At 62.1% G+C, this 18,865-nt stretch carries 15 protein-coding genes and 1 pseudogene; 10 read left to right on the top strand and 6 right to left on the bottom strand.

The window, feature by feature from the left end:
* The first annotated feature begins 101 nt into the window (after positions 1-101).
* The 5 genes and pseudogenes from F2982_RS16895 (at position 102) to F2982_RS16875 (ending at position 5,636) form a co-directional block, all read left to right on the top strand.
* Positions 102-1,205 carry an ABC transporter substrate-binding protein gene (locus tag F2982_RS16895; RefSeq protein WP_025555490.1) on the top strand — a complete coding sequence of 368 codons (1,104 nt, stop codon included), beginning with the start codon at positions 102-104 and terminating at the stop codon, positions 1,203-1,205.
* A 72-nt stretch (positions 1,206-1,277) separates the two neighbouring features.
* A complete protein-coding gene (locus F2982_RS16890) occupies positions 1,278-2,171 on the top strand; it encodes an ABC transporter permease subunit (protein WP_112715554.1) in 894 nt (297 codons plus the stop codon).
* Positions 2,168-2,956 carry an ABC transporter permease gene (locus F2982_RS16885; protein WP_112715556.1) on the top strand — a complete coding sequence of 263 codons (789 nt, stop codon included), beginning with the start codon at positions 2,168-2,170 and terminating at the stop codon, positions 2,954-2,956. Before F2982_RS16890 ends, F2982_RS16885 begins: the two co-directional genes overlap by 4 nt.
* 12 nt (positions 2,957-2,968) lie before the next feature.
* Positions 2,969-4,030 (top strand): ABC transporter ATP-binding protein, encoded by a 1,062-nt coding sequence (locus F2982_RS16880; RefSeq protein WP_203428518.1) that lies wholly within the window; start codon positions 2,969-2,971, stop codon positions 4,028-4,030.
* 263 nt (positions 4,031-4,293) lie between these two features.
* Positions 4,294-5,636: pseudogene (locus F2982_RS16875) on the top strand (MFS transporter).
* Between the two features lie 199 nt (positions 5,637-5,835).
* On the opposite strand, the gene F2982_RS16870 reads toward F2982_RS16875, so the two are convergent.
* The 5 genes from F2982_RS16870 to F2982_RS16850 form a co-directional block, all read right to left on the bottom strand.
* Positions 5,836-6,837 (bottom strand): ATP-binding cassette domain-containing protein, encoded by a 1,002-nt coding sequence (locus F2982_RS16870; RefSeq protein WP_199629207.1) that lies wholly within the window; start codon positions 6,835-6,837, stop codon positions 5,836-5,838.
* 11 nt (positions 6,838-6,848) lie between these two features.
* Positions 6,849-7,913, bottom strand: coding sequence for a Gfo/Idh/MocA family oxidoreductase (locus tag F2982_RS16865; RefSeq protein ID WP_203428517.1), 1,065 nt, complete (start codon positions 7,911-7,913; stop codon positions 6,849-6,851).
* A complete protein-coding gene (locus F2982_RS16860) occupies positions 7,910-8,752 on the bottom strand; it encodes a carbohydrate ABC transporter permease (RefSeq protein ID WP_112715564.1) in 843 nt (280 codons plus the stop codon). The genes F2982_RS16865 and F2982_RS16860 overlap by 4 nt, the downstream gene beginning before the upstream one ends.
* A 10-nt stretch (positions 8,753-8,762) precedes the next feature.
* Positions 8,763-9,707: a sugar ABC transporter permease gene (locus F2982_RS16855; protein ID WP_203428516.1), complete on the bottom strand. Its 945-nt coding sequence runs from the start codon at positions 9,705-9,707 to the stop codon at positions 8,763-8,765.
* A gap of 245 nt (positions 9,708-9,952) precedes the next feature.
* Positions 9,953-11,212: an ABC transporter substrate-binding protein gene (locus tag F2982_RS16850; RefSeq protein ID WP_203428515.1), complete on the bottom strand. Its 1,260-nt coding sequence runs from the start codon at positions 11,210-11,212 to the stop codon at positions 9,953-9,955.
* A 530-nt stretch (positions 11,213-11,742) separates the two neighbouring features.
* Here F2982_RS16850 and F2982_RS16845 point away from each other — a divergent pair.
* Genes F2982_RS16845 through F2982_RS16825 form a run of 5 tightly spaced genes read left to right on the top strand, consistent with a single transcriptional unit; the run spans position 11,743 to position 14,951 of the window.
* A complete protein-coding gene (locus tag F2982_RS16845; protein ID WP_203428514.1) occupies positions 11,743-12,627 on the top strand; it encodes a BadF/BadG/BcrA/BcrD ATPase family protein in 885 nt (294 codons plus the stop codon).
* A complete protein-coding gene (locus F2982_RS16840; RefSeq protein WP_203428513.1) occupies positions 12,624-13,388 on the top strand; it encodes a GntR family transcriptional regulator in 765 nt (254 codons plus the stop codon). The genes F2982_RS16845 and F2982_RS16840 overlap by 4 nt, the downstream gene beginning before the upstream one ends.
* A gap of 60 nt (positions 13,389-13,448) precedes the next feature.
* Positions 13,449-13,715, top strand: a complete 267-nt coding sequence (locus F2982_RS16835; protein WP_203428512.1) for a type II toxin-antitoxin system ParD family antitoxin — start codon at positions 13,449-13,451, stop codon at positions 13,713-13,715.
* Positions 13,716-14,030 carry a type II toxin-antitoxin system RelE/ParE family toxin gene (locus tag F2982_RS16830; RefSeq protein ID WP_203428511.1) on the top strand — a complete coding sequence of 105 codons (315 nt, stop codon included), beginning with the start codon at positions 13,716-13,718 and terminating at the stop codon, positions 14,028-14,030.
* Positions 14,031-14,078: 48 nt separating this feature from the next.
* Positions 14,079-14,951 (top strand): hypothetical protein, encoded by an 873-nt coding sequence (locus tag F2982_RS16825; protein WP_203428510.1) that lies wholly within the window; start codon positions 14,079-14,081, stop codon positions 14,949-14,951.
* Positions 14,952-15,043: 92 nt separating this feature from the next.
* Here the strand turns inward: F2982_RS16825 and metH are convergent, their stop codons facing one another.
* Positions 15,044-18,817, bottom strand: a complete 3,774-nt coding sequence (gene metH / locus F2982_RS16820; RefSeq protein ID WP_203428509.1) for a methionine synthase — start codon at positions 18,815-18,817, stop codon at positions 15,044-15,046.
* Positions 18,818-18,865: the final 48 nt, after the last annotated feature.

The raw sequence follows: 18,865 nt of genomic DNA, 5'->3' as shown, positions 1-18,865 counted from the left end.
TGCAATCAAAAGAAAAATTAACGTCACGCGACTGTCATACAAGCTTCATGCAAGGTCAGTAACAGCTTCGCCAGACCACTGAAAACCGAAGGAGAACAACAGTGATCTCTAACATTTCTCGACTGCTTTCGCTTTCTACTGCGATCGTCGTTGCTTCGACTGCAATTGCTGCAGCTGAGCCGAGCGCCGACCTGATCGCTGCCGCCAAGAAGGAAGGCACGCTGACGACCATCGCTCTGCCGCACAACTGGTGCGGTTACGGCGACGTCATCGCAGGCTTCAAGGCCAAGTACGGCATCGAAGTCAACGAACTGAACCCGGATGCAGGTTCGGGCGACGAAATCGAAGCAATCAAGGCCAACAAGGGCAACACCGGCCCGCAGGCTCCTGACGTCATCGACGTCGGTCTCTCCTTCGGCCCGTCGGCCAAGGCTGAAGGCCTGATCCAGCCGTACAAGGTCTCCACCTGGGATTCCATTCCGGACTCTGCAAAGGACGCTGACGGCTACTGGTACGGCGATTACTACGGCGTTCTCTCGTTCGTCGTAAACACCGACATCGTCAAGAACGTCCCGAAGGATTGGGCCGACCTGAAGAAGCCGGAATACGCCAACTCGATCTCGCTCGCTGGTGACCCGCGCGCTTCGAACCAGGCTGTCCAGGCCGTCTACGCTGCTGGCCTCGCTGCCGGCGAAAAGGACGCAACGAAGGCTGGTGAAGCAGGTCTTTCCTACTTCGCAGAGCTCAACAAGGCCGGCAACCTCGTTCCGGTTATCGGCAAGTCCGCTTCGCTCGCTCAGGGCTCGACCCCGATCGTCGTCGCCTGGGACTACAACGGTCTCTCCTGGCGCGACAGCCTGAACGGCAACCCGCCGGTTGAAGTCGTCGTTCCGACCTCGGGCGTTGTCGCTGGCGTTTACGTCCAGGCGATCTCCGCTTTCGCTCCGCACCCGAACGCTGCGAAGCTCTGGATGGAATACCTCTATTCGGACGAAGGTCAGCTCGGCTGGCTGAAGGGCTATTGCCACCCGATCCGCTTCAACGACCTCGCCCAGAAGGGCAAGGTTCCGAAGGAACTGCTCGACAAGCTGCCGCCGGCTGAAGGCTATGCAAAGGCCGTCTTCCCGACGCTCGACGAGCAGGACAAGGGCAAGGCTGCTATCACCGGCAAGTGGGATAGCGTCGTCGGCGCCAACGTTCAGTAATATCTGCTGCCATGCCTCCCCGCCCACGGCGGGGAGGTTCTTTTTCCCCTCGACGTCCCCGGATGAGCATCCATGAGCACCGTGACTGCGCCTGCGGCAAGCAGTGCCCCATTCATCAACCGCGATCGCGTGGTGGATTGGCTCGGCATCGCCCCATTCATCATCTTCGCCCTGCTGTTTCTGATCATCCCGACGCTCTATCTGGTCATCGGCGCGTTCTTCACGCCGGACGGTCAATTCACGCTGAAGAACATCGCCGATCTCTTCACGCCATCCATCCTGAGCGCATACTGGATCAGTATCCGCGTCTCGGTTGCCTCGGCTCTCGGCGGTGCGCTCATCGGCTTTTTCCTCGCCTGGGCAGTGGTGCTCGGCGGCCTGCCCGCCTCGGTGCGCGGCACGCTGCTGACCTTCTCGGGCGTCGCCTCCAACTTCGCCGGCATCCCGCTCGCCTTCTCGTTCCTGGCGACGCTCGGCCGCACCGGCCTCGTAACCATTTTCCTGCGTGACTGGTTCGGCTTCAATCTCTACGGCACCGGCTTCAACCTGCTGTCCTTCTTCGGCCTGACCATCACCTACATGTATTTCCAGATCCCGCTGATGGTGCTGATCCTGACGCCTGCCCTCGACGGCATGAAGAAGGAATGGCGCGAGGCTGCCGAAATCCTCGGCGCCAGCAACCGCCAGTACTGGACGATGGTCGCCCTGCCGATCCTCTGGCCGAGCCTGCTCGGCACGACGCTGCTGCTCTTCGCGAACGCCTTCGGCGCCATCGCGACCGCCTACGCACTGACCGGTTCGTCGCTGAACATCGTACCGATCCTGCTCTATGCGCAGATCCGCGGCGACGTTCTGCACAACGCCAACCTCGGCTACGCGATCGCACTCGGCATGATCGTCATTACCGGCGTCTCGAACGTCCTTTACCTCATGCTGCGCATGCGCGCTGAACGGTGGCAGAAATGAAGGGACAACGTATCGGCGCCTGGATCGCCATAATCATCGGCGCGACCTATTTCATCGTCCCGCTTCTCGGCACGCTCGAATTCTCGCTGCGCATGCGCCGCGACGGCTACAGCTTCGATGCCTACAAGTCGGTTTTCTCCGACGCGCAATTCCAGCAGACCTTCGGCTATTCGATGCTGATGGCCCTGATGACCATCATCTTCGGCATGCTGCTCGTCGTGCCGACGGCCTATTGGGTGCGCCTGCGCCTTCCGCAGATGCGCCAGGTCGTCGAGTTCATCACGCTGCTGCCGCTGGTCATCCCCGCGATCGTCATCGTCTTCGGCTATCTGCGCATGTATAACTCGTCGTCGATCCTGCCGATGACGGGCTCGACCATGGGCACCAACGTGCTCTTGGTCTTCTCCTACATCACCCTGTCGCTGCCCTACATGTACCGCTCGGTCGATACCGCGATGCGCGCCATCGACGTGCGGACCCTGACGGAAGCCGCCGAAAGCCTCGGCGCCAAGTGGCCGACGATCATGTTCAAGTGCATCTTCCCGAACGTCATGAGCGGCGTCCTCTCCGGCGCCTTCATCACGCTCGCGATCGTCATGGGCGAGTTCACCTTCGCAGCCCTGCTCAACCGGCCGGCCTTCGGCCCGTATCTGCAGCTCGTCGGTGCCAACAAGGCCTATGAACCCTCGGCACTCGCCGTGATCGCCTTCTCCATCACCTGGCTCAGCATGGGCTTGCTCAATCTCGTCTCCCGCTTCGGCAAGGCCCGTCCGGCCAAGGCTTAAGGTATCCGTCTCATGTCATTTCTCACGCTGACCAACATTCAGAAGTCCTTCGGCCAGGTCCAGGTCGTCAAGAACTTCAACATGAATATCGAGAAGGGAGAATTCGTCTCCTTCCTCGGTCCATCGGGCTGTGGCAAGACCACGATCCTGCGCATGATCGCCGGCTTCGAAACGCCGACCGGCGGCGCGCTGACGATCAATGGCAAGGACCAGACCTCGCTGAAGCCGAACCAGCGCAATATCGGCATGGTCTTCCAGGCCTACGCGCTGTTCCCGAACATGACGGTGCACGACAACGTCGCCTTCGGCATGAAGGTCGCCGGCAAGCCGAAGGCCGAGATCGACGCCCGCGTGAAGGAAATGCTGGCGCTGATCCATCTCGGCCACCTCGCCGACCGTTTCCCCTACCAGATGTCCGGCGGCCAGCAGCAGCGCGTGGCGCTCGCCCGTGCTCTCGCCGTCAAGCCGCAGGTCCTGCTGCTCGACGAACCGCTCTCCGCGCTCGACGCCAAGATCCGCGTATCGCTGCGCGAAGAAATCCGGGCGATCCAGCGCCAGCTCGGCATCACCACGATCTTCGTCACCCATGACCAGGAAGAAGCGCTGTCGATCTCCGACCGCATCGTCGTCATGAACTCGGGCAAGGCCGACCAGATCGGCACGCCCTTCGAGATCTACAACACGCCGGCCACCCGCTTCGTCGCCTCTTTCGTCGGCACCCTGAACCTGATCGAAGCCAAGGTCGTCGACCCCGCCGCCAACCGCATCCAGATCGGCGATCAGGGCGTCACGCTGAAGCAGTCGGTCCAAACCTACAAGGCCGGCGACACCGTGCAGCTGGCGCTGCGTCCGGAAGCCGGCTCGCTCGGCGAAGGCGTCAAGAGCGATACGGCGCTGACCGGCCAGGTCGTCTCCGCCCACTTCCTGGGCTCGGTCATCCGCACCCGCATGAATGTCGGCGGCAACGTCATTTCCTTCGACATGTTCAACAACCCGGGCGTCGCTCCGCCGCAGGCTGGCGAAACCGTGACGCTGCGCTTCATGGCGGCGGATCTGTTGGTGATCCGGGATTGAAAACAGACTTGGGGAACGGACCAAGGCAGAAGCTGCGGCCCGGAGCCCCTTCACCCTAACCCTCTCCCCGCTGGGGGAGGGGAAATCGACGCTGCGGCACGCTCCCCTTCTCCCCCCGGGGAGAAGGTGCCCGAAGGCGGATGAGGGGCCACGCGCCGTAGCGATCTCGGCAGAGGCCAACAAACACCGCCACTGCCCTTGAAATACCCGCCCCGATGGCGCAAGGACCGACATATTACCGGTCCATAAAGAAGCGCAGCATCATGTCCCCCACCACGGCATCGCCGGCGGCCCCGCGCCGCCTCACCTCCCAGGATTTCCGCACTCTCGGTCTTTCGGCCCTGGGCGGCGCGCTGGAATTCTACGATTTCATCATCTTCGTCTTCTTCGCGACCGTCATCGGCGGCCTGTTTTTCCCGCCCGACATGCCCGACTGGCTGAAGCTGATCCAGACCTTCGGCATCTTCGCCGCCGGCTATCTGGTGCGCCCGATCGGCGGGATCGTGCTTGCCCATTTCGGCGACAAGTTCGGCCGCAAGCGGGTCTTTGCCTTCTCGATCCTGCTGATGGCGCTTTCGACGCTCGGCATGGCCGCGATGCCGACCTATGCCTCGATCGGCATTGCCGCGCCGGTTCTACTGATCCTGATGCGCATCCTGCAGGGTGCGGCGATCGGCGGCGAGGTGCCGGGCGCCTGGACATTCGTTGCCGAACACGTCCCCTTCCGCCGCGTCGGTTTCGCCTGCGGCTTCCTCTGCTCCGGCCTGACGCTCGGCATCCTGCTCGGCTCGTTCATCGCGACGATCATCAATTCGGTCTTTACGCCCGAGGATGTCGCCGCCTATGCCTGGCGCATCCCCTTCTTCCTCGGCGGCATCTTCGGCCTCGTCGCCGTCTATCTGCGCCGCTGGCTGCAGGAAACGCCGATCTTCGCCGAGATGAAGGAAAGCCGGTCGCTGACCCATGAACTGCCGCTGAAGGCGGTGCTGCGCGATTACCCGCGCGGCGTCATCATCTCGATGCTGCTCACCTGGATCCTGTCGGCCGGCATCGTCGTCACCACGCTGATGACCGCGACCTTCCTGCAGAAGCTCTACGGCTACACCGCCCAGCAGTCGCTCGCCGCCACCAGCTTCGGCACGCTGTTCCTGATCTTCGGCACGGCCGCTGCCGCGCCATCATCGACCGCACCGGCTCGGGCAAATTCTTCGTCTTCTCCAGCATCTTCTTCGCCGCCGCGACCTTCGCCTTCTACACCTATGCCGCCGTCTCGCTGACGGTGCTCTTCGTGCTCTACGCAATCATGGGACTTGCCGTCGGCATGGTCGGCGGCGTGCCCTATGTCATGGTCCGCGCCTTCCCGGCCCGCGTCCGCTTCACGGGCCTGTCCTTCTCCTACAACGTCTCCTACGCCATCTTCGGCGGCCTCACCCCGCTCGCCGTCGCCTCGCTTCTGCCGGTCAACCCGATGGCGCACGCCTACTATCTGCTGTTCATCGCAGCGCTGGCATTCATACTTGGTCTCTACCTGATGGCGAAGGGCGACAGCGTCGAGGCGGAAGTCGGGATCGAGGAGCTGACGGACCGGCTGGCGCAGAAGGCTTGATACGAGAAAGGGCGGCGTTGCCGAGGCAACGCCGCCCTCAATTATGAATGCTTCGGCCCGGAGTCCCCTCGCCCTACCCTCTCCCCGTGGGGGAGAGGGTAAGTCAGCGCCAGCGGGTGCCGCAGTCATCCCTTCTCCCCTGGGGAGAAGGTGGCCCGAAGGGCCGGATGAGGGGGCCACTGGCTCCTACACTCGATCCCTACCTAATCGCCCGGTCATTCCCGTCGAACCGGTGCATATGCGCCTTGTCAGGCGTCGCGAACACCACCTCATCCGGCTCATACTGATGCTCGCCGAAGAGGCGCGCCGTCAGCAGGCCGCACTGGTCGGATTCCAGATAGACGATGGTGTCGGCGCCGAGATGCTCGACATGGACGATCTTTGCCTTCCAGGTGCCGCTGTCGCGCGACAGGGTCAGGTGTTCCGGGCGGATACCGACGGTCTTCGCCTGCCCGTCGCCGAGCTTGTCGGCGGCGATGAAATTCATCATCGGCGAGCCGATGAAGCCGGCGACGAAGGTATTGGCTGGGCGGTTATAGAGCTCCATCGGCGAACCGACCTGCTCGATCGCCCCGGCGTTCAGCACGACGATCTTGTCGGCAAGCGTCATCGCCTCGACCTGGTCGTGGGTGACGTAGATCATCGTCGCCTTCAGCTGGCGGTGCAGCTTGGCGATCTCCAGACGGGTCTGGACGCGCAAGGCAGCATCGAGGTTCGACAGCGGCTCGTCGAACAGGAAGAGCTCCGGCTCGCGAACGATGGCGCGGCCGATCGCGACGCGCTGGCGCTGGCCGCCCGAAAGCTCGGCCGGACGGCGGGCGAGATAAGGCGCGAGCGACAGCATGTTCGAAGCGCCGGTGACGCGCTTCTCGATCTCGTCCTTCGGCGTACCGGCCTGCTTCAGGCCGAGGCCCATATTGTCCTTGACCGTCAGGTGCGGATAGAGCGCGTAGGACTGGAAGACCATGGCGATGCCGCGCTTGGCGGGCGGCGTCAGTGTCTCGTCGCGGCCGTTGATCATCACGGTGCCCGAGGTCACATCTTCGAGACCGGCGATGCTGCGCAGCAGGGTGGACTTGCCGCAGCCCGACGGGCCGACGAAGATGACGAATTCGCCGTCATTGACCTCAAGGTCGATGCCCTTCAGCACCTCATGAGTGCCGTAGGTCTTGCGGATGGATTTGAGTTGAAGCGATCCCAAAGTCGAATTCCTTACAGCTTGACGGGCTTGCCAGTGCGCGCGCTCTCGTCGGCGGCCAGGCAGATGCGCAGCGACGCCACGGCGTCGCCCATGTGGCGGGTGAGGTCCATATCCTCGCGGATGGCCTTCAGCATGAAGGCCTGCTCGCGGTCGCAAAGCTCCTGATGGCCGGGCTCGCCCGCCATCGTCATGTCCTGGTCCGGCTTGATGAACTTGCCATCGGGGCCGGTCTCGGCGCTATGCAGGCGGATGACCGAGGTCTTGGTATGGGTGTCGATATCGTCGGACTTGGCGTTCGGATCCATGACGATCGACACCGCCCCGTTCGGCGACATCACGTCCTTCACGAAGAAGGCCGTCTCCGAGATCATCGGGCCCCAGCCGGCCTCGTACCAGCCGCAGGAGCCGTCTTCGAAGATCACCTGCAGGTGGCCGTAATTGTACATGTCAGGCGCGATCTCGTTGGAGAGACGCAGGCCCATGCCGCGCACTTCCACCGGCTTCGCATCGGTGATCTGGCACATGACGTCGACATAGTGGACGCCGCAATCGACGATCGGCGGCGTCGTCTGCATCAGCGACTTGTGCGTTTCCCAGGTCGGGCCGCTGGACTGCTGATTGAGGTTCATGCGGAACACATAGGGGCCGCCGAGCTTGCGCGCTTCCTCGATCAGCTTGATCCACGAGGGGTGATGGCGAAGGATGTAGCCGATAACGAGCTTGCGCCCGGCCTTCTTCGCAGCCGCCACGACACGCTCGGCATCGGCAACGGTCGTTGCCAGCGGCTTCTCGACGAAGACGTCGCAGCCAGCCTCGAAGGCGGCAACGGCATAATCGGCATGGCTGTCCGAATAGGTGCAGACGGCGCAGAGATCGGGCTTCAGTTCGGCAAGCGCGGCATAGAAATCCGGATGGATCTTGTAGCTTGCGAGCGCCGGATCGAGCTTCGGCGTCGAGCGGTTGACGAGACCGACGATCTCGTAGCCCGGATTATTGTGATAGGCGAGCGCGTGGCTACGGCCCATATTGCCGAGACCGGCGACGAGGACGCGGACGGGCTTCTGAGAACTGCTCATTTCACTGCTCCAGAGGTGATGCCGCGGATCAGCTGCCGCGAGAAAATGACGTAGAGAACGAGGATCGGCAGGATCGCCAGCGACAGCGCCGCCAGAACCGCGTTCCAGTTGGTCACGAACTGACCGATGAAGATCTGGCTGCCGAGCGTCACGGTCTTCGTCGCTTCGGCCGGCGCCAGGATCAGCGGGAACCAGAGATCGTTCCAGATCGGGATCATGGTGAAGACGGCGACCGTCGCCATGGCCGGCCGCACCAGCGGCAGCACGAGGCGGAAGAAGATCGCATATTCGGAGAGGCCATCAATGCGCCCGGCATTCTTCAGGTCATCGGAGACCGTGCGCATGAATTCCGAGAGAATGAAGATCGCCAGCGGTATCCCCTGCGCCGTATAGACGAGGATCAGCGCCGTCAGCGTATTGACGAGACCGGCAGCCACCATGCCCTGCAGGATCGCCACCGTGCCGAGACGGATCGGGATCATGATGCCGATCGCCATGTAGAGACCGACGAGCGTATTGCCCTTGAAGCGGTATTCGGAGAGCGCGAAGGCCGCCATGGCGCCGAACAGCAGCACCAGGAAGATCGACACGATGGTGACGATGAAGCTGTTCTGGAAATAGAGCGCGAAGTCGCCCTGCCCCAGCACCGTCTGGTAGCCGACAAGGCTGAAGGTCGACGGCGTCGGCACCTGCAGCGGCGAGCGGAAGATCGCGTTGCGGTCCTTGAACGAGTTGATGATCGTCAGGAACACCGGGAAGATCGCGATCAGCGTGTAGCCGATGAGCGCCAGATGCACGAGGCCGGTGCGGATGGGAGAAGTGCGGGCTTTGTTGGACATGTCGCGCTCCTCAGAACTGGTACCGGCGCATGCGGCGCTGGATGGCGAAGAGATAGAAGGAAACGCCGGCAAGGATGATGACGAACATCACGGTGGCGATCGTCGCGCCCATCGACCGGTCGCCGAGCTGCAGCTGGAAACCGAAGAAGGTGCGGTAGAGCAGCGTGCCCAGGATATCGGTGGACATATCCGGACCGGCAAGCGCGCCCTGCACGGTGTAGACAAGGTCGAAGGCGTTGAAATTGCCGACGAAGGTGAGGATCGAGATGATGCCGATCGCCGGCAGGATCAGCGGCAGCTTGATCTTCCAGAACTGCGCCCAGCCGGTAATGCCGTCGCATTCGGCAGCCTCGATCACTTCTTCCGGGATCGAAAGCAGCGCTGCATAAATCAGCATCATCGGGATGCCGATATACTGCCAGTTGGAAATCAGCGAGACGGCGATCAGCGCCGGACCGGATTGTCCGAGCCAGGGTGCAAACAGCCCCTTCATGCCGACAAGGCCCATCAGCCAGGGCGCAACACCCCAGATCGGCGACAGGATCAGCTTCCAGATGAAGCCGACGATGACGAAGGACAGCAGCGTCGGCAGGAACATGGCGGTGCGGTAGAAAGCGACGAAACGCAGCCGCGGCGTCGACAGGAGAGCCGCCAGCGCAATGCCGATCGGGTTCTGCACGCACATGTGAATGACGAAGAAAATCAGGTTGTTGACCAGGGCGTTCCAGAAGTCGTGCGCCCAGCGCGCGTCTCCAAACAGCACCTCGTAGTTGGCGAGCCCGACGAAGGTCGATTGGCCATCGACCAGATTGTAGAACGAAAGCCTGAGCGTTTCGATCAGCGGCAGGATCATGATCGCCGAATAGACGACGAATGCCGGAAAGAGAAAGACGCCGATATGCCAGCGCACGGGGCGCTTGATCGGAGTGATGTCTGGGTTTGCGGCTTCGCTCATTGGCCCTCGCCTTATTGCTATTGGCTGACGTCGAAGCGCAGCGCAGATGAATCTCGGGGACGGTCAGGTGCCCTCTATAACGTCATGCCGTGGGCATGACGAAAGACCCCTTCTGGCCTGCCGGCCATCTTCCCCACAAGGGGAAGACAACTCGCGGCATGCTTCCCTCCCTGCCATTTGCCGCAGACTGGCTGCGGCAATAGCCCCTCCCCCTTGTGGGGAGGGGTTGGGGAGGGGTTTTCGCGTTACTTGCCCGGCTTGTACCAGCTGTCGAGGCCCTTCTGGAGCTTCTCGCCGGCAACGGCAGGCGTGTCGGTGCCGTTGATGACGTTGGCCGATTCAACCCAGGTCTCGTTTTCGAGGTTCGGGGTGCCGCGCGACAGGATCTGGTAGGTCGAGCGGACGGTCGACTTGTACGGGCCGCGCCAGGAAACGAATTCCTGAGCCAGCGGATCGCTCATCTTGACCGGGTTGGAGTTCAGGCTGAAGAAGCCCGGCAGCGAGTTCGCGTAGATGTCGGCGAATTCGCTGGAAGCGACCCACGACAGGAACTTCTTGGCTTCTTCGGCATGCGCGCTCTTGGCGTTCAGGCCGACACCGATATCCGGATGGTCGGAGATGTAGCCCTGGTCGCCAGCCTTCGGAACCGGCGGCGGGAATGCGCCCATCTTGAACTGAGCCTGGCTGTTGAACAGCGCGATTTCCCACGAACCGGCCGGGTAGATCGCTGCGCGGCCGAGCGTGAAGAGGTTCTGGCTGTCCGAGTAGGTCTGGGCTTCGAAGCCGTCGCCGAGGTAAGGCTTCCACTTGGCAAGCTCTTCGTAAGGCTTGACCCAGTCGGCATCCGTCAGCTTCTGCTTGCCGGAGATCAGAGCGGCGCGGCCGTCTTCACCCTTCCAGTAGTTCGGACCGATGTTCTGGTAGCCCATGGTTGCGGCTTCCCAGAGGTCCTTCGTGCCCATGGCGAGCGGAATGTAGGTGCCGTCGGCCTTGATCTTGTCGAGGGCAGCGAAGAACTCGTCTTCCGTCTTCGGAACGGAGATGCCGAGCTTGTCGAAGGCATCCTTGTTGTAGATGAAGCCGTGGATGACCGAGGCCATCGGCACGCAGAAGGTGGACTTGCCGTCGTCGGTCGACCAGGCAGCCTTGGCAACCGGCGTGAAGTTTTCCATGCCGGAGAGGCTGGTCAGGTCAGCAAGCTGCTTCTTGTTGAAGAGCTCGAGCGAGGCGTCGAACGGACGGCAGGTGATGATGTCGCCAGCAGAACCGGCATCGAGCTTGGCGTTCAGCGAAGCGTTGTACTCGGTCGGAGCGGTCGGCGAGAAGACGATCTTGATGCCCGGGTTCTTGGCTTCGAATGCCGGGATGATCTTTTCCTGCCAGATCTGCAGGTCGTCGTTACGCCAGCTTTCGACCGTCAGCGTCACGTCGGCGCCATAGGCAAAGCCGGCGGATGTCAGCAGGCTCGAAGCGAGCAGCAGGCTTTTCAGAGCAGTGTTCTTCATTTCCCTCTCCTGTTTAAGCGCCACGAGGGCGCCGTCTTTGGTCTGAAACAAGCAATTGGTGCGCGAGAACCGCAACACCGAACGCCCCTTTGAGGATCGCCAGAAACCGGCGGTCCCGAAGCTCGACGGACCCGGAAAGCCATCTGTTTCCGGCCGGACGCCTCCTCTCCTGCGGGAGACGAGGCACAGTATTCATGAGGGAAAAGCCGGAGCCGAACCTGGCCTGCAGCGCCTGTCAGGCATAAAGACCAATCCAAGTCCTCTTTGGCAGAAGCACTCCCGGCGGCTGATTTTCGTGCCGGTGTAAATTTGCCCCTATATGCTGTTCCCTTTTTCAGAATTAAGTCCAAAAAAATACCAATTGTCCAGCCGTATTTAACTTTTGGCGGTCCGAATTTTCATAAAAAAATTTTATTATTTAAAATCAACATGATAGAAATATGAAATTTCCGGGCCAATTTTGCTTGGTAAATGGTATTTTTTTGGTATGGTAATAAAAAACGACGGGAACAGCGTTATCCGGGGGTCCGATGACGGAACTGGCAATCGGCATTGATGGTGGCGGATCGAGCTGCCGCGCCGCGGTCGCAGACCGGACCGGCAAGATTCTGGGCCGCGGCACCGCCGGCCCCGCCAATATCCTGTCCAATCTCGAGGGATCGCTCGAGAACATCATTCTCTCCGCGAAAGAAGCGCTGCGCGACGCCGCACTGGCGCCTGAAACCGTTTCCAGCGTCTCCGCCGTCGTCGGCGTCGCAGGCGCCAATGTCGGCGACTACGGCAGCCGTATCGAGAAAGCCCTTCCCTTCGCCGACGGCAAGGTCGTCACCGACGCCTTGATCGCGCTGCAGGGTGCACTCGGCGATTCCGACGGCGTCATCGGCGCCTTCGGCACCGGCTCCGTCTATAATGCGCGCCGCAACGGCAAGGTCAGCGGCATTGGCGGCTGGGGCTTCATCGTCGGCGATCAGGCAAGCGGCGCGCGCCTCGGCCGCGATCTGCTGGAACGCTCCCTCCTCGCCTATGACAAGGTACGCCCGGACTCTGCCCTGACGGCGAAGATCATGGCGGAGTTCGGAAACGATCCCGAAAGGCTCGTCGAATTCGCCCATGTCTCGAAGCCAAACGATTTTGCGCGCTATGCGCCCGCTGTATTCGAACATGCGGGTAACGGCGACGACGTGGCCGTCGCCATCGTCCGCGATGCGGCGGCTGCGATCGGCGAAAATCTCGACGCGCTGATCTGGCCCGGATGCCCGGCGATCTGCCTGCTCGGCGGCCTCGCCAACGCCTATCGCCCTTGGCTCGCCGAACGCCACCGGGCATTGCTCGCCGAACCGAAGGGTGACGTGCTGCAGGGCGCCGTCGAACTGGCCGTCAAGCGCCTGAAGGTCGAGACGCGAGGTGCGGCATGACCGAAGATCTCTCCACGATCCTCTCGCCCGAACGCGTCCAGGCAGGCGGCACCGGCCCGCTCTACGTCAAGCTCCGCCGCACGCTGGAGGAAGCGGTGCGCAAGGGCACGCTCGGCCACGGCGACGCCCTGCCCCCGGAGCGCGATATCGCCGAATTGGCCGCCGTCAGCCGCGTCACCGTCCGCAAGGCGATCGACGATCTCGTCGCCGACGGCCTGCTGGTGCGCCGCCATGGTTCCGGCACCTTCGTCGCCAAGCCGGTCTCCAAGGTCGAACAGCGCCTGTCGCAGCTCACGTCTTTCACCGAGGATATGGCCCGGCGCGGGATGACCTCGCGTTCCGAATGGCTGCACAAGGGCATCCACACGCCCTCGCCCGACGAAATGATGATCCTCGGCCTCGGCACCGACATCAAGGTCTCGCGCCTGTCGCGCCTGCGCATCGCCGACGACCAACCATTGGCGATCGAAAACGCCAGCGTCTCGGGCGAATTCCTGCCCGACCCGTCCGTCGTCACCACCTCGCTCTATGCCGAACTCGAACGCCGCCAGGTCCGCCCGACCCGCGCCGTCCAGCGCATATCGGCCACCAACATGAAGGAGGCCGACGCCCACCTCCTCGGCGTCCCCGTCGGCGCTGCCGGCCTGTCGATCGAGCGCATTTCATACCTCTCGTCCGGCCGCGCCGTGGAATTCACCCGCTCGCTCTATCGCGGCGACGCCTACGATTTCGTCGCGGAACTGACGATCGGCGCGAGCTAGACTGTTATTCAATGTTATCTATTGCTATTATCTGTCGCCGACCAGGCGATGGAGAGAGCAATGACAAGCATCGCACTCAGCGAACACTACGAGCGCTTCATCAAGAAGCAGCTTGAATCCGGCCGCTACAACAACGCCAGCGAGGTCGTTCGCGCAGGCCTGCGCCTTCTGGAAGATTACGAAGATGGACGGGAACAGTGGCTTCGTGATGAGGTGACAGCCCGCTTCGACGAGATCAAAGGCAACCTTGAGACCGGCGTATCGCTCGACACCGCCTTCAGCAACATCGAGCAAAGACACAAGGCCAAATTGGCGAAAGAGAAGTAGGTGGCCGAATACAAGGTCGTCCTTCATCGGGAAGCCGAGCGAGAGCTCGGCGAGCTCTACGACTATATCGCCGATCAGGCGGGCGCTGCCATCGCCTGGAATTTCATTTCCGGCATCCGCGACTTCTGCATCGAGCTGACGACATTTCCTGAACGCGGCACCCGGCAAGACCATATCCGCAAGGGCCTTCGCGTTGTCGGCTACAAACGCCGCGTCAGCATCGCATTTTCAGTCGCCGGAGGAACGGTCGTGATCCTTGGCATTTTCTATGGCGGCAGGCAGATAAGATCACGCAGTCTCAAATCCCGCAAATAGCGCCGCTCGCATTGAAGAGCCGCTCGCCTGAGGCTATTCCTTGAGATCATGACGACAGCACCCAGAATTTCCGTCCTCGACGCCGTTTCCGATCCGGGCAATCCCGCAAAGGCAAATGAGGACCGTCTCGGTCACAACGACGCCTGCGCCTTCGTTATCGACGGCGCGACCGGTCTCGGAGATCGGCAATATGTCGATCCGAACGGTAGCGATGCCGCCTGGATTGCGGCGCGTTTCGCGGACGCTTTTCAGCGCGGCATTACCCGCGATACAGCAATCCCGGATATCGCCCGTGTGGCATCGGAAGACGCCCTCAGGAGCTTCACCGGCAGCCACCCCGAGGTTCCGCGCTACGCCTGGCCACTCTCAGCCTTCGCGATGGTGCACGCGACGCACGACGCCTTCACCTTCTATGGCCTTGGCGACTCCTGCGTCTTCCTGCTTCAGGAAGACGGTTCGGCAAGCCTCCACAAGGCGATACCCGGCGCCTATGCGCGGGAGCAGGAACATGCGCGCAGCCACATCGCCCGCACCGGCGGCATCAACAATGGTGGCGGCGCCCTCGCCGACCCCGAGACGCTCGCCGCACTTCGCCGCCATCGCGAGAGCCAGAACACGCCCGGCGGCATCTGGACGCTCGGCCTCGTTCCCGAGGCAGCCGACCACCTCGTCCATGAGCCGCTACCGGTCAAAACCCGCGCGCACGCCATCATATGCAGCGACGGCCTGGCCGACCTCGTCGTCCTCTATGCGCTTTACGATGCGGCAAGCCTGGTCCGAACGGCGCTCGACAGAGGACTGCGCCCGATGATCGACGAACTTCGCCGCCTGGAACGCGAAGTCGATCCCGACGGCCTGCGCTATCCCCGCTTCAAGCAGAGCGACGACACGACGGCGATCTTGGTGGAGCTCACGACGTAGAGAGAAATTACCATAATTTCAAAAAGATAAGGGCGGAAAGTGAATCACTTTCCGCCCTTCTTGATTCAATCTCTGAAGACCACAGCCCGAAATCAGGCCGCGTCCTCGATCTCGTCGCTCACTTTGGCCGGCACATAGTTGAGCACCGGTCCGAGCCAGCGCTCGACCTCGGTGATCTCCATGCCCTTGCGCGCAGCATAGTCTTCCACCTGGTCCCGCTCCACCTTGGCGACGCCGAAATAGTAGGAGTCGGGATGGCCGATATAGAGGCCGGAGACGGAGGAGCCGGGCCACATCGCATAGCTCTCGGTGAGCTTCACGCCGGCGGTGTTTTCCGCGTCGAGAAGTTCGAACAGCGTCTTCTTCTCGGTATGGTCGGGCTGCGCCGGGTAGCCGGGCGCCGGGCGGATACCGGCATATTGCTCGGTGATCAGCTCTTCATTGGAGAGCGTCTCATCCTTGGCATAGCCCCAATATTCGCGGCGCACCTGCTCGTGCATGCGCTCGGCAAAAGCCTCTGCGAAGCGGTCGGCCAGCGCCTTGACGAGGATCGACGAGTAATCGTCGTTCGCCCGCTCGAAGCGCTCGGCGATCGCCACTTCCTCAATACCGGCAGTGACGACGAAGCCGCCGACATAGTCCTCGAGGCCCGTCGCCTCAGGCGCGACGAAATCCGAGAGAGCCACATTCGGGCGTCCGTCGCGCTTCGACAACTGCTGGCGCAGCGTGAAGAAGGTCGCGAGTTCTTCCTTGCGGGCATTATCCTTGAAGAGGCGAATATCGTCGCCGACGGCGTTCGCCGGCCAGAAGCCGATCACGCCGCGCGGGCGGAACCACTTCTCGTCGATGATCTTCTTCAACATCGCCTGCGCATCATTCCAGAGCGCACGCGCCGCCTCGCCCTGCTTCTCGTCTTCGAGGATGGCCGGATAGCGGCCGCGCAGTTCCCAGGTCTGGAAGAACGGCGTCCAGTCGATATAGCGGGCGATATCGGCGAGATCGTAGTCCTCGAAAACCTTGGTTCCCAGAAAGCTTGGCCTGGTCGGCTTGTAGGCAGACCAATCGACCTGATGGGCATTTTCGCGGGCACGCGAGAGCGGCAGGCGCACCTTCTCCGCTTCGCTGCGCGCATGCGCGGCAGCGACCTTGGCATATTCGGTGCGGATATCGGCGACATACCCATCCTTGTTCTCGGGCGACAGCAGCGACGAGACCACGCCGACGGCGCGGCTGGCGTCGGTCACGTAGATCGCCTGGCCCTTGCTGTAACCCGGATGGATCTTCACCGCCGTATGCACGCGGCTGGTCGTCGCCCCACCGATCAGCAGCGGGATATCGAAGCCCTGACGCTCCATCTCGGCCGCCACATGCACCATCTCGTCGAGCGACGGCGTGATCAGGCCGGAAAGACCGATGACATCGACCTTCTCGGCAACAGCCGTCTCGAGGATCTTGGTCGCCGGCACCATGACGCCGAGATCGATGATCTCGTAATTGTTGCAGGCGAGAACGACGCCGACGATGTTCTTGCCGATATCGTGCACGTCGCCCTTGACGGTCGCCATCAGGATCTTGCCGGCAGATTTCTGCTCGCTGCCGCCGTTCAGCCGCTTCTCTTCCTCCATGTAGGGAAGCAGAACGGCAACGGCCTGCTTCATGACGCGGGCGGACTTCACCACCTGCGGCAGGAACATCTTGCCCGAGCCGAAGAGATCGCCGACGACATTCATCCCGGCCATCAGCGGACCCTCGATGACATGCAGCGGACGCGCCGCCTTCTGGCGCGCTTCTTCGGTATCAGCCTCGATATATTCGGTATTGCCGTTGACCAGCGCGTGCTCGAGGCGCTTCTCGACAGGCCATTCCCGCCAGGAAAGATCCTGAACCTTGGCTTCCTTGCCACCGGCGCCGCGGAACCGTTCCGCGACCTCCAGCAGCCGCTCGGTGCTGTCTGCGCGGCGGTTCAGCACGACGTCTTCACAGGCTTCGCGCAGCTCCGCATCGATCTGGTCGTAGACGGCCAGCTGGCCGGCATTGACGATGCCCATGTCCATCCCCGCCTGGATGGCGTGGTAGAGGAACACGGCATGCATCGCCTCGCGCACCGGCTCATTGCCGCGGAACGAGAAGGACAGGTTCGACACACCGCCCGAGATATGGACGAGCGGCATTTCCTTGCGGATCGTGCGCGTCGCCTCGATGAAATCGACGCCGTAATTGTTGTGCTCTTCGATACCGGTTGCGACCGCGAAGATGTTCGGATCGAAAATGATGTCCTCAGGCGAAAGGCCGGCCTCTTCGGTCAAAAGCTTGTAGGCGCGGCGGCAGATTTCCACCTTGCGGTCGTAGCTGTCGGCCTGACCGGTTTCGTCGAACGCCATGACGACGACGGCCGCACCATAGCGATGCAAGAGCTTCGCCTGCGCCAGGAAATTCTCCTCGCCTTCCTTCAGCGAGATGGAATTGACGATCGGCTTGCCCTGAACGCATTTCAGGCCCGACTCGATGATCTGGAACTTCGAGCTATCGATCATGACGGGCACGCGGGCGATATCCGGCTCCGCGGCGATCAGGTTCAGGAACTCGACCATCGCCTTTTCGGAATCGATCAGGCCCTCGTCCATGTTGATGTCGATGACCTGCGCGCCGTTCTCAACCTGGTCGCGCGCAACATCCAGCGCCGTCGTGTAGTCGGCATTGGTGATCAGCTTGCGGAACTTGGCCGAACCGGTGACGTTGGTGCGCTCGCCAACATTGACGAACGGAATGTCCTTGGTCAGCTCGAAAGGCTCGAGGCCCGACAGCGACATGAACGGACGATGTTCAGGGATCGGGCGCGGCTTGTACTTGGCAACCGTCTCGGCGATGACGCGGATATGCTCCGGCGTCGAGCCGCAGCAGCCGCCGACGATGTTGACGAGACCTTCGCGGGCGAAGCCCTCGATCTGCGCCGCCATCAGTTCAGGCGTTTCGTCATACTGGCCGAATTCGTTCGGCAGGCCGGCATTCGGATAGGCGCAGATGAAGGTATCGGCGACGCCCGAAAGCTCCTGCAGATGCGGGCGCATGGCGTTGGCGCCGAGCGCGCAGTTGAGGCCGATGGTGAACGGATTGGCGTGGCGCACCGAGTTCCAAAAGGCCGACGGCGTCTGGCCGGACAGCGTGCGGCCCGAGAGGTCGGTGATCGTACCGGAGATCATCACCGGCAGGCGAATGCCCTTGGCCTCGAAGCGCTCCTCGCAGGCAAAGATCGCCGCCTTGGCGTTCAGCGTATCGAAGATTGTCTCGATCAGGATGATATCGGCGCCGCCATCGATCAGGCCGTCGATTTGCTCGCCGTAAGCGATGCGCAGGTCGTCGAAGGAAACGGCGCGGTAGCCGGGATTGTTGACGTCGGGCGAGATCGAAGCCGTACGGTTGGTCGGGCCTATGGCGCCGGCGACGAAACGGCGGCGGCCGTCTTCACGCTCGGCGCGAAGTGCCGCGCGACGCACGATCTCGGCGCCTTCCTTGTTCAGCGCGTAAACCTCGCCTTCCATCTCGTAATCGGCCTGCGCGATGCGGGTCGAGGAGAAGGTGTTGGTTTCGAGAATATCGGCGCCGGCCTTGGCATACTTATAATGAATCTCTTCCAGCGCGGCGGGCTGGCTGAGGATCAGAAGGTCGTTATTGCCCTTCTGATGGCAGGCGCAGCCGATGAACCGGTCACCGCGGAACTGGTCCTCGTCATAGCCGAGCCCCTGGATCTGCGTGCCCATGGCGCCGTCGAGAACGAGGATGCGCTCGCTAGCGGCTTTCCTAAGCGCTGCGAACACTTCACTGCCGTCGCGTTTTGCCCCATCGGGACCGAAAAGATTGTCGAACACGGGCGGACTCCTTGCGTCGTTCAAGACCAGGGTGATGAAATCACATAA

The sequence above is a fragment of the Rhizobium sp. BG4 genome, assembly GCF_016864575.1.
Lineage (GTDB): Bacteria > Pseudomonadota > Alphaproteobacteria > Rhizobiales > Rhizobiaceae > Rhizobium.
The sequence above is the reverse complement of the archived record's forward strand: the minus strand, read 5'-3'. Positions and strand labels throughout refer to the sequence as shown.

Coding starts and splice junctions, on each gene's coding strand:
- F2982_RS16890 (WP_112715554.1), top strand. CDS start 1,278: ATGAGCACCGTGACTGCGCCTGCGGCAAGCAGTGCCCCATTCATCAAC.
- F2982_RS16885 (WP_112715556.1), top strand. CDS start 2,168: ATGAAGGGACAACGTATCGGCGCCTGGATCGCCATAATCATCGGCGCG.
- F2982_RS16880 (WP_203428518.1), top strand. CDS start 2,969: ATGTCATTTCTCACGCTGACCAACATTCAGAAGTCCTTCGGCCAGGTC.
- F2982_RS16865 (WP_203428517.1), bottom strand. CDS start 7,913: ATGAGCAGTTCTCAGAAGCCCGTCCGCGTCCTCGTCGCCGGTCTCGGC.
- F2982_RS16860 (WP_112715564.1), bottom strand. CDS start 8,752: ATGTCCAACAAAGCCCGCACTTCTCCCATCCGCACCGGCCTCGTGCAT.
- F2982_RS16855 (WP_203428516.1), bottom strand. CDS start 9,707: ATGAGCGAAGCCGCAAACCCAGACATCACTCCGATCAAGCGCCCCGTG.
- F2982_RS16850 (WP_203428515.1), bottom strand. CDS start 11,212: ATGAAGAACACTGCTCTGAAAAGCCTGCTGCTCGCTTCGAGCCTGCTG.
- F2982_RS16845 (WP_203428514.1), top strand. CDS start 11,743: ATGACGGAACTGGCAATCGGCATTGATGGTGGCGGATCGAGCTGCCGC.
- F2982_RS16840 (WP_203428513.1), top strand. CDS start 12,624: ATGACCGAAGATCTCTCCACGATCCTCTCGCCCGAACGCGTCCAGGCA.
- F2982_RS16835 (WP_203428512.1), top strand. CDS start 13,449: ATGACAAGCATCGCACTCAGCGAACACTACGAGCGCTTCATCAAGAAG.
- F2982_RS16825 (WP_203428510.1), top strand. CDS start 14,079: ATGACGACAGCACCCAGAATTTCCGTCCTCGACGCCGTTTCCGATCCG.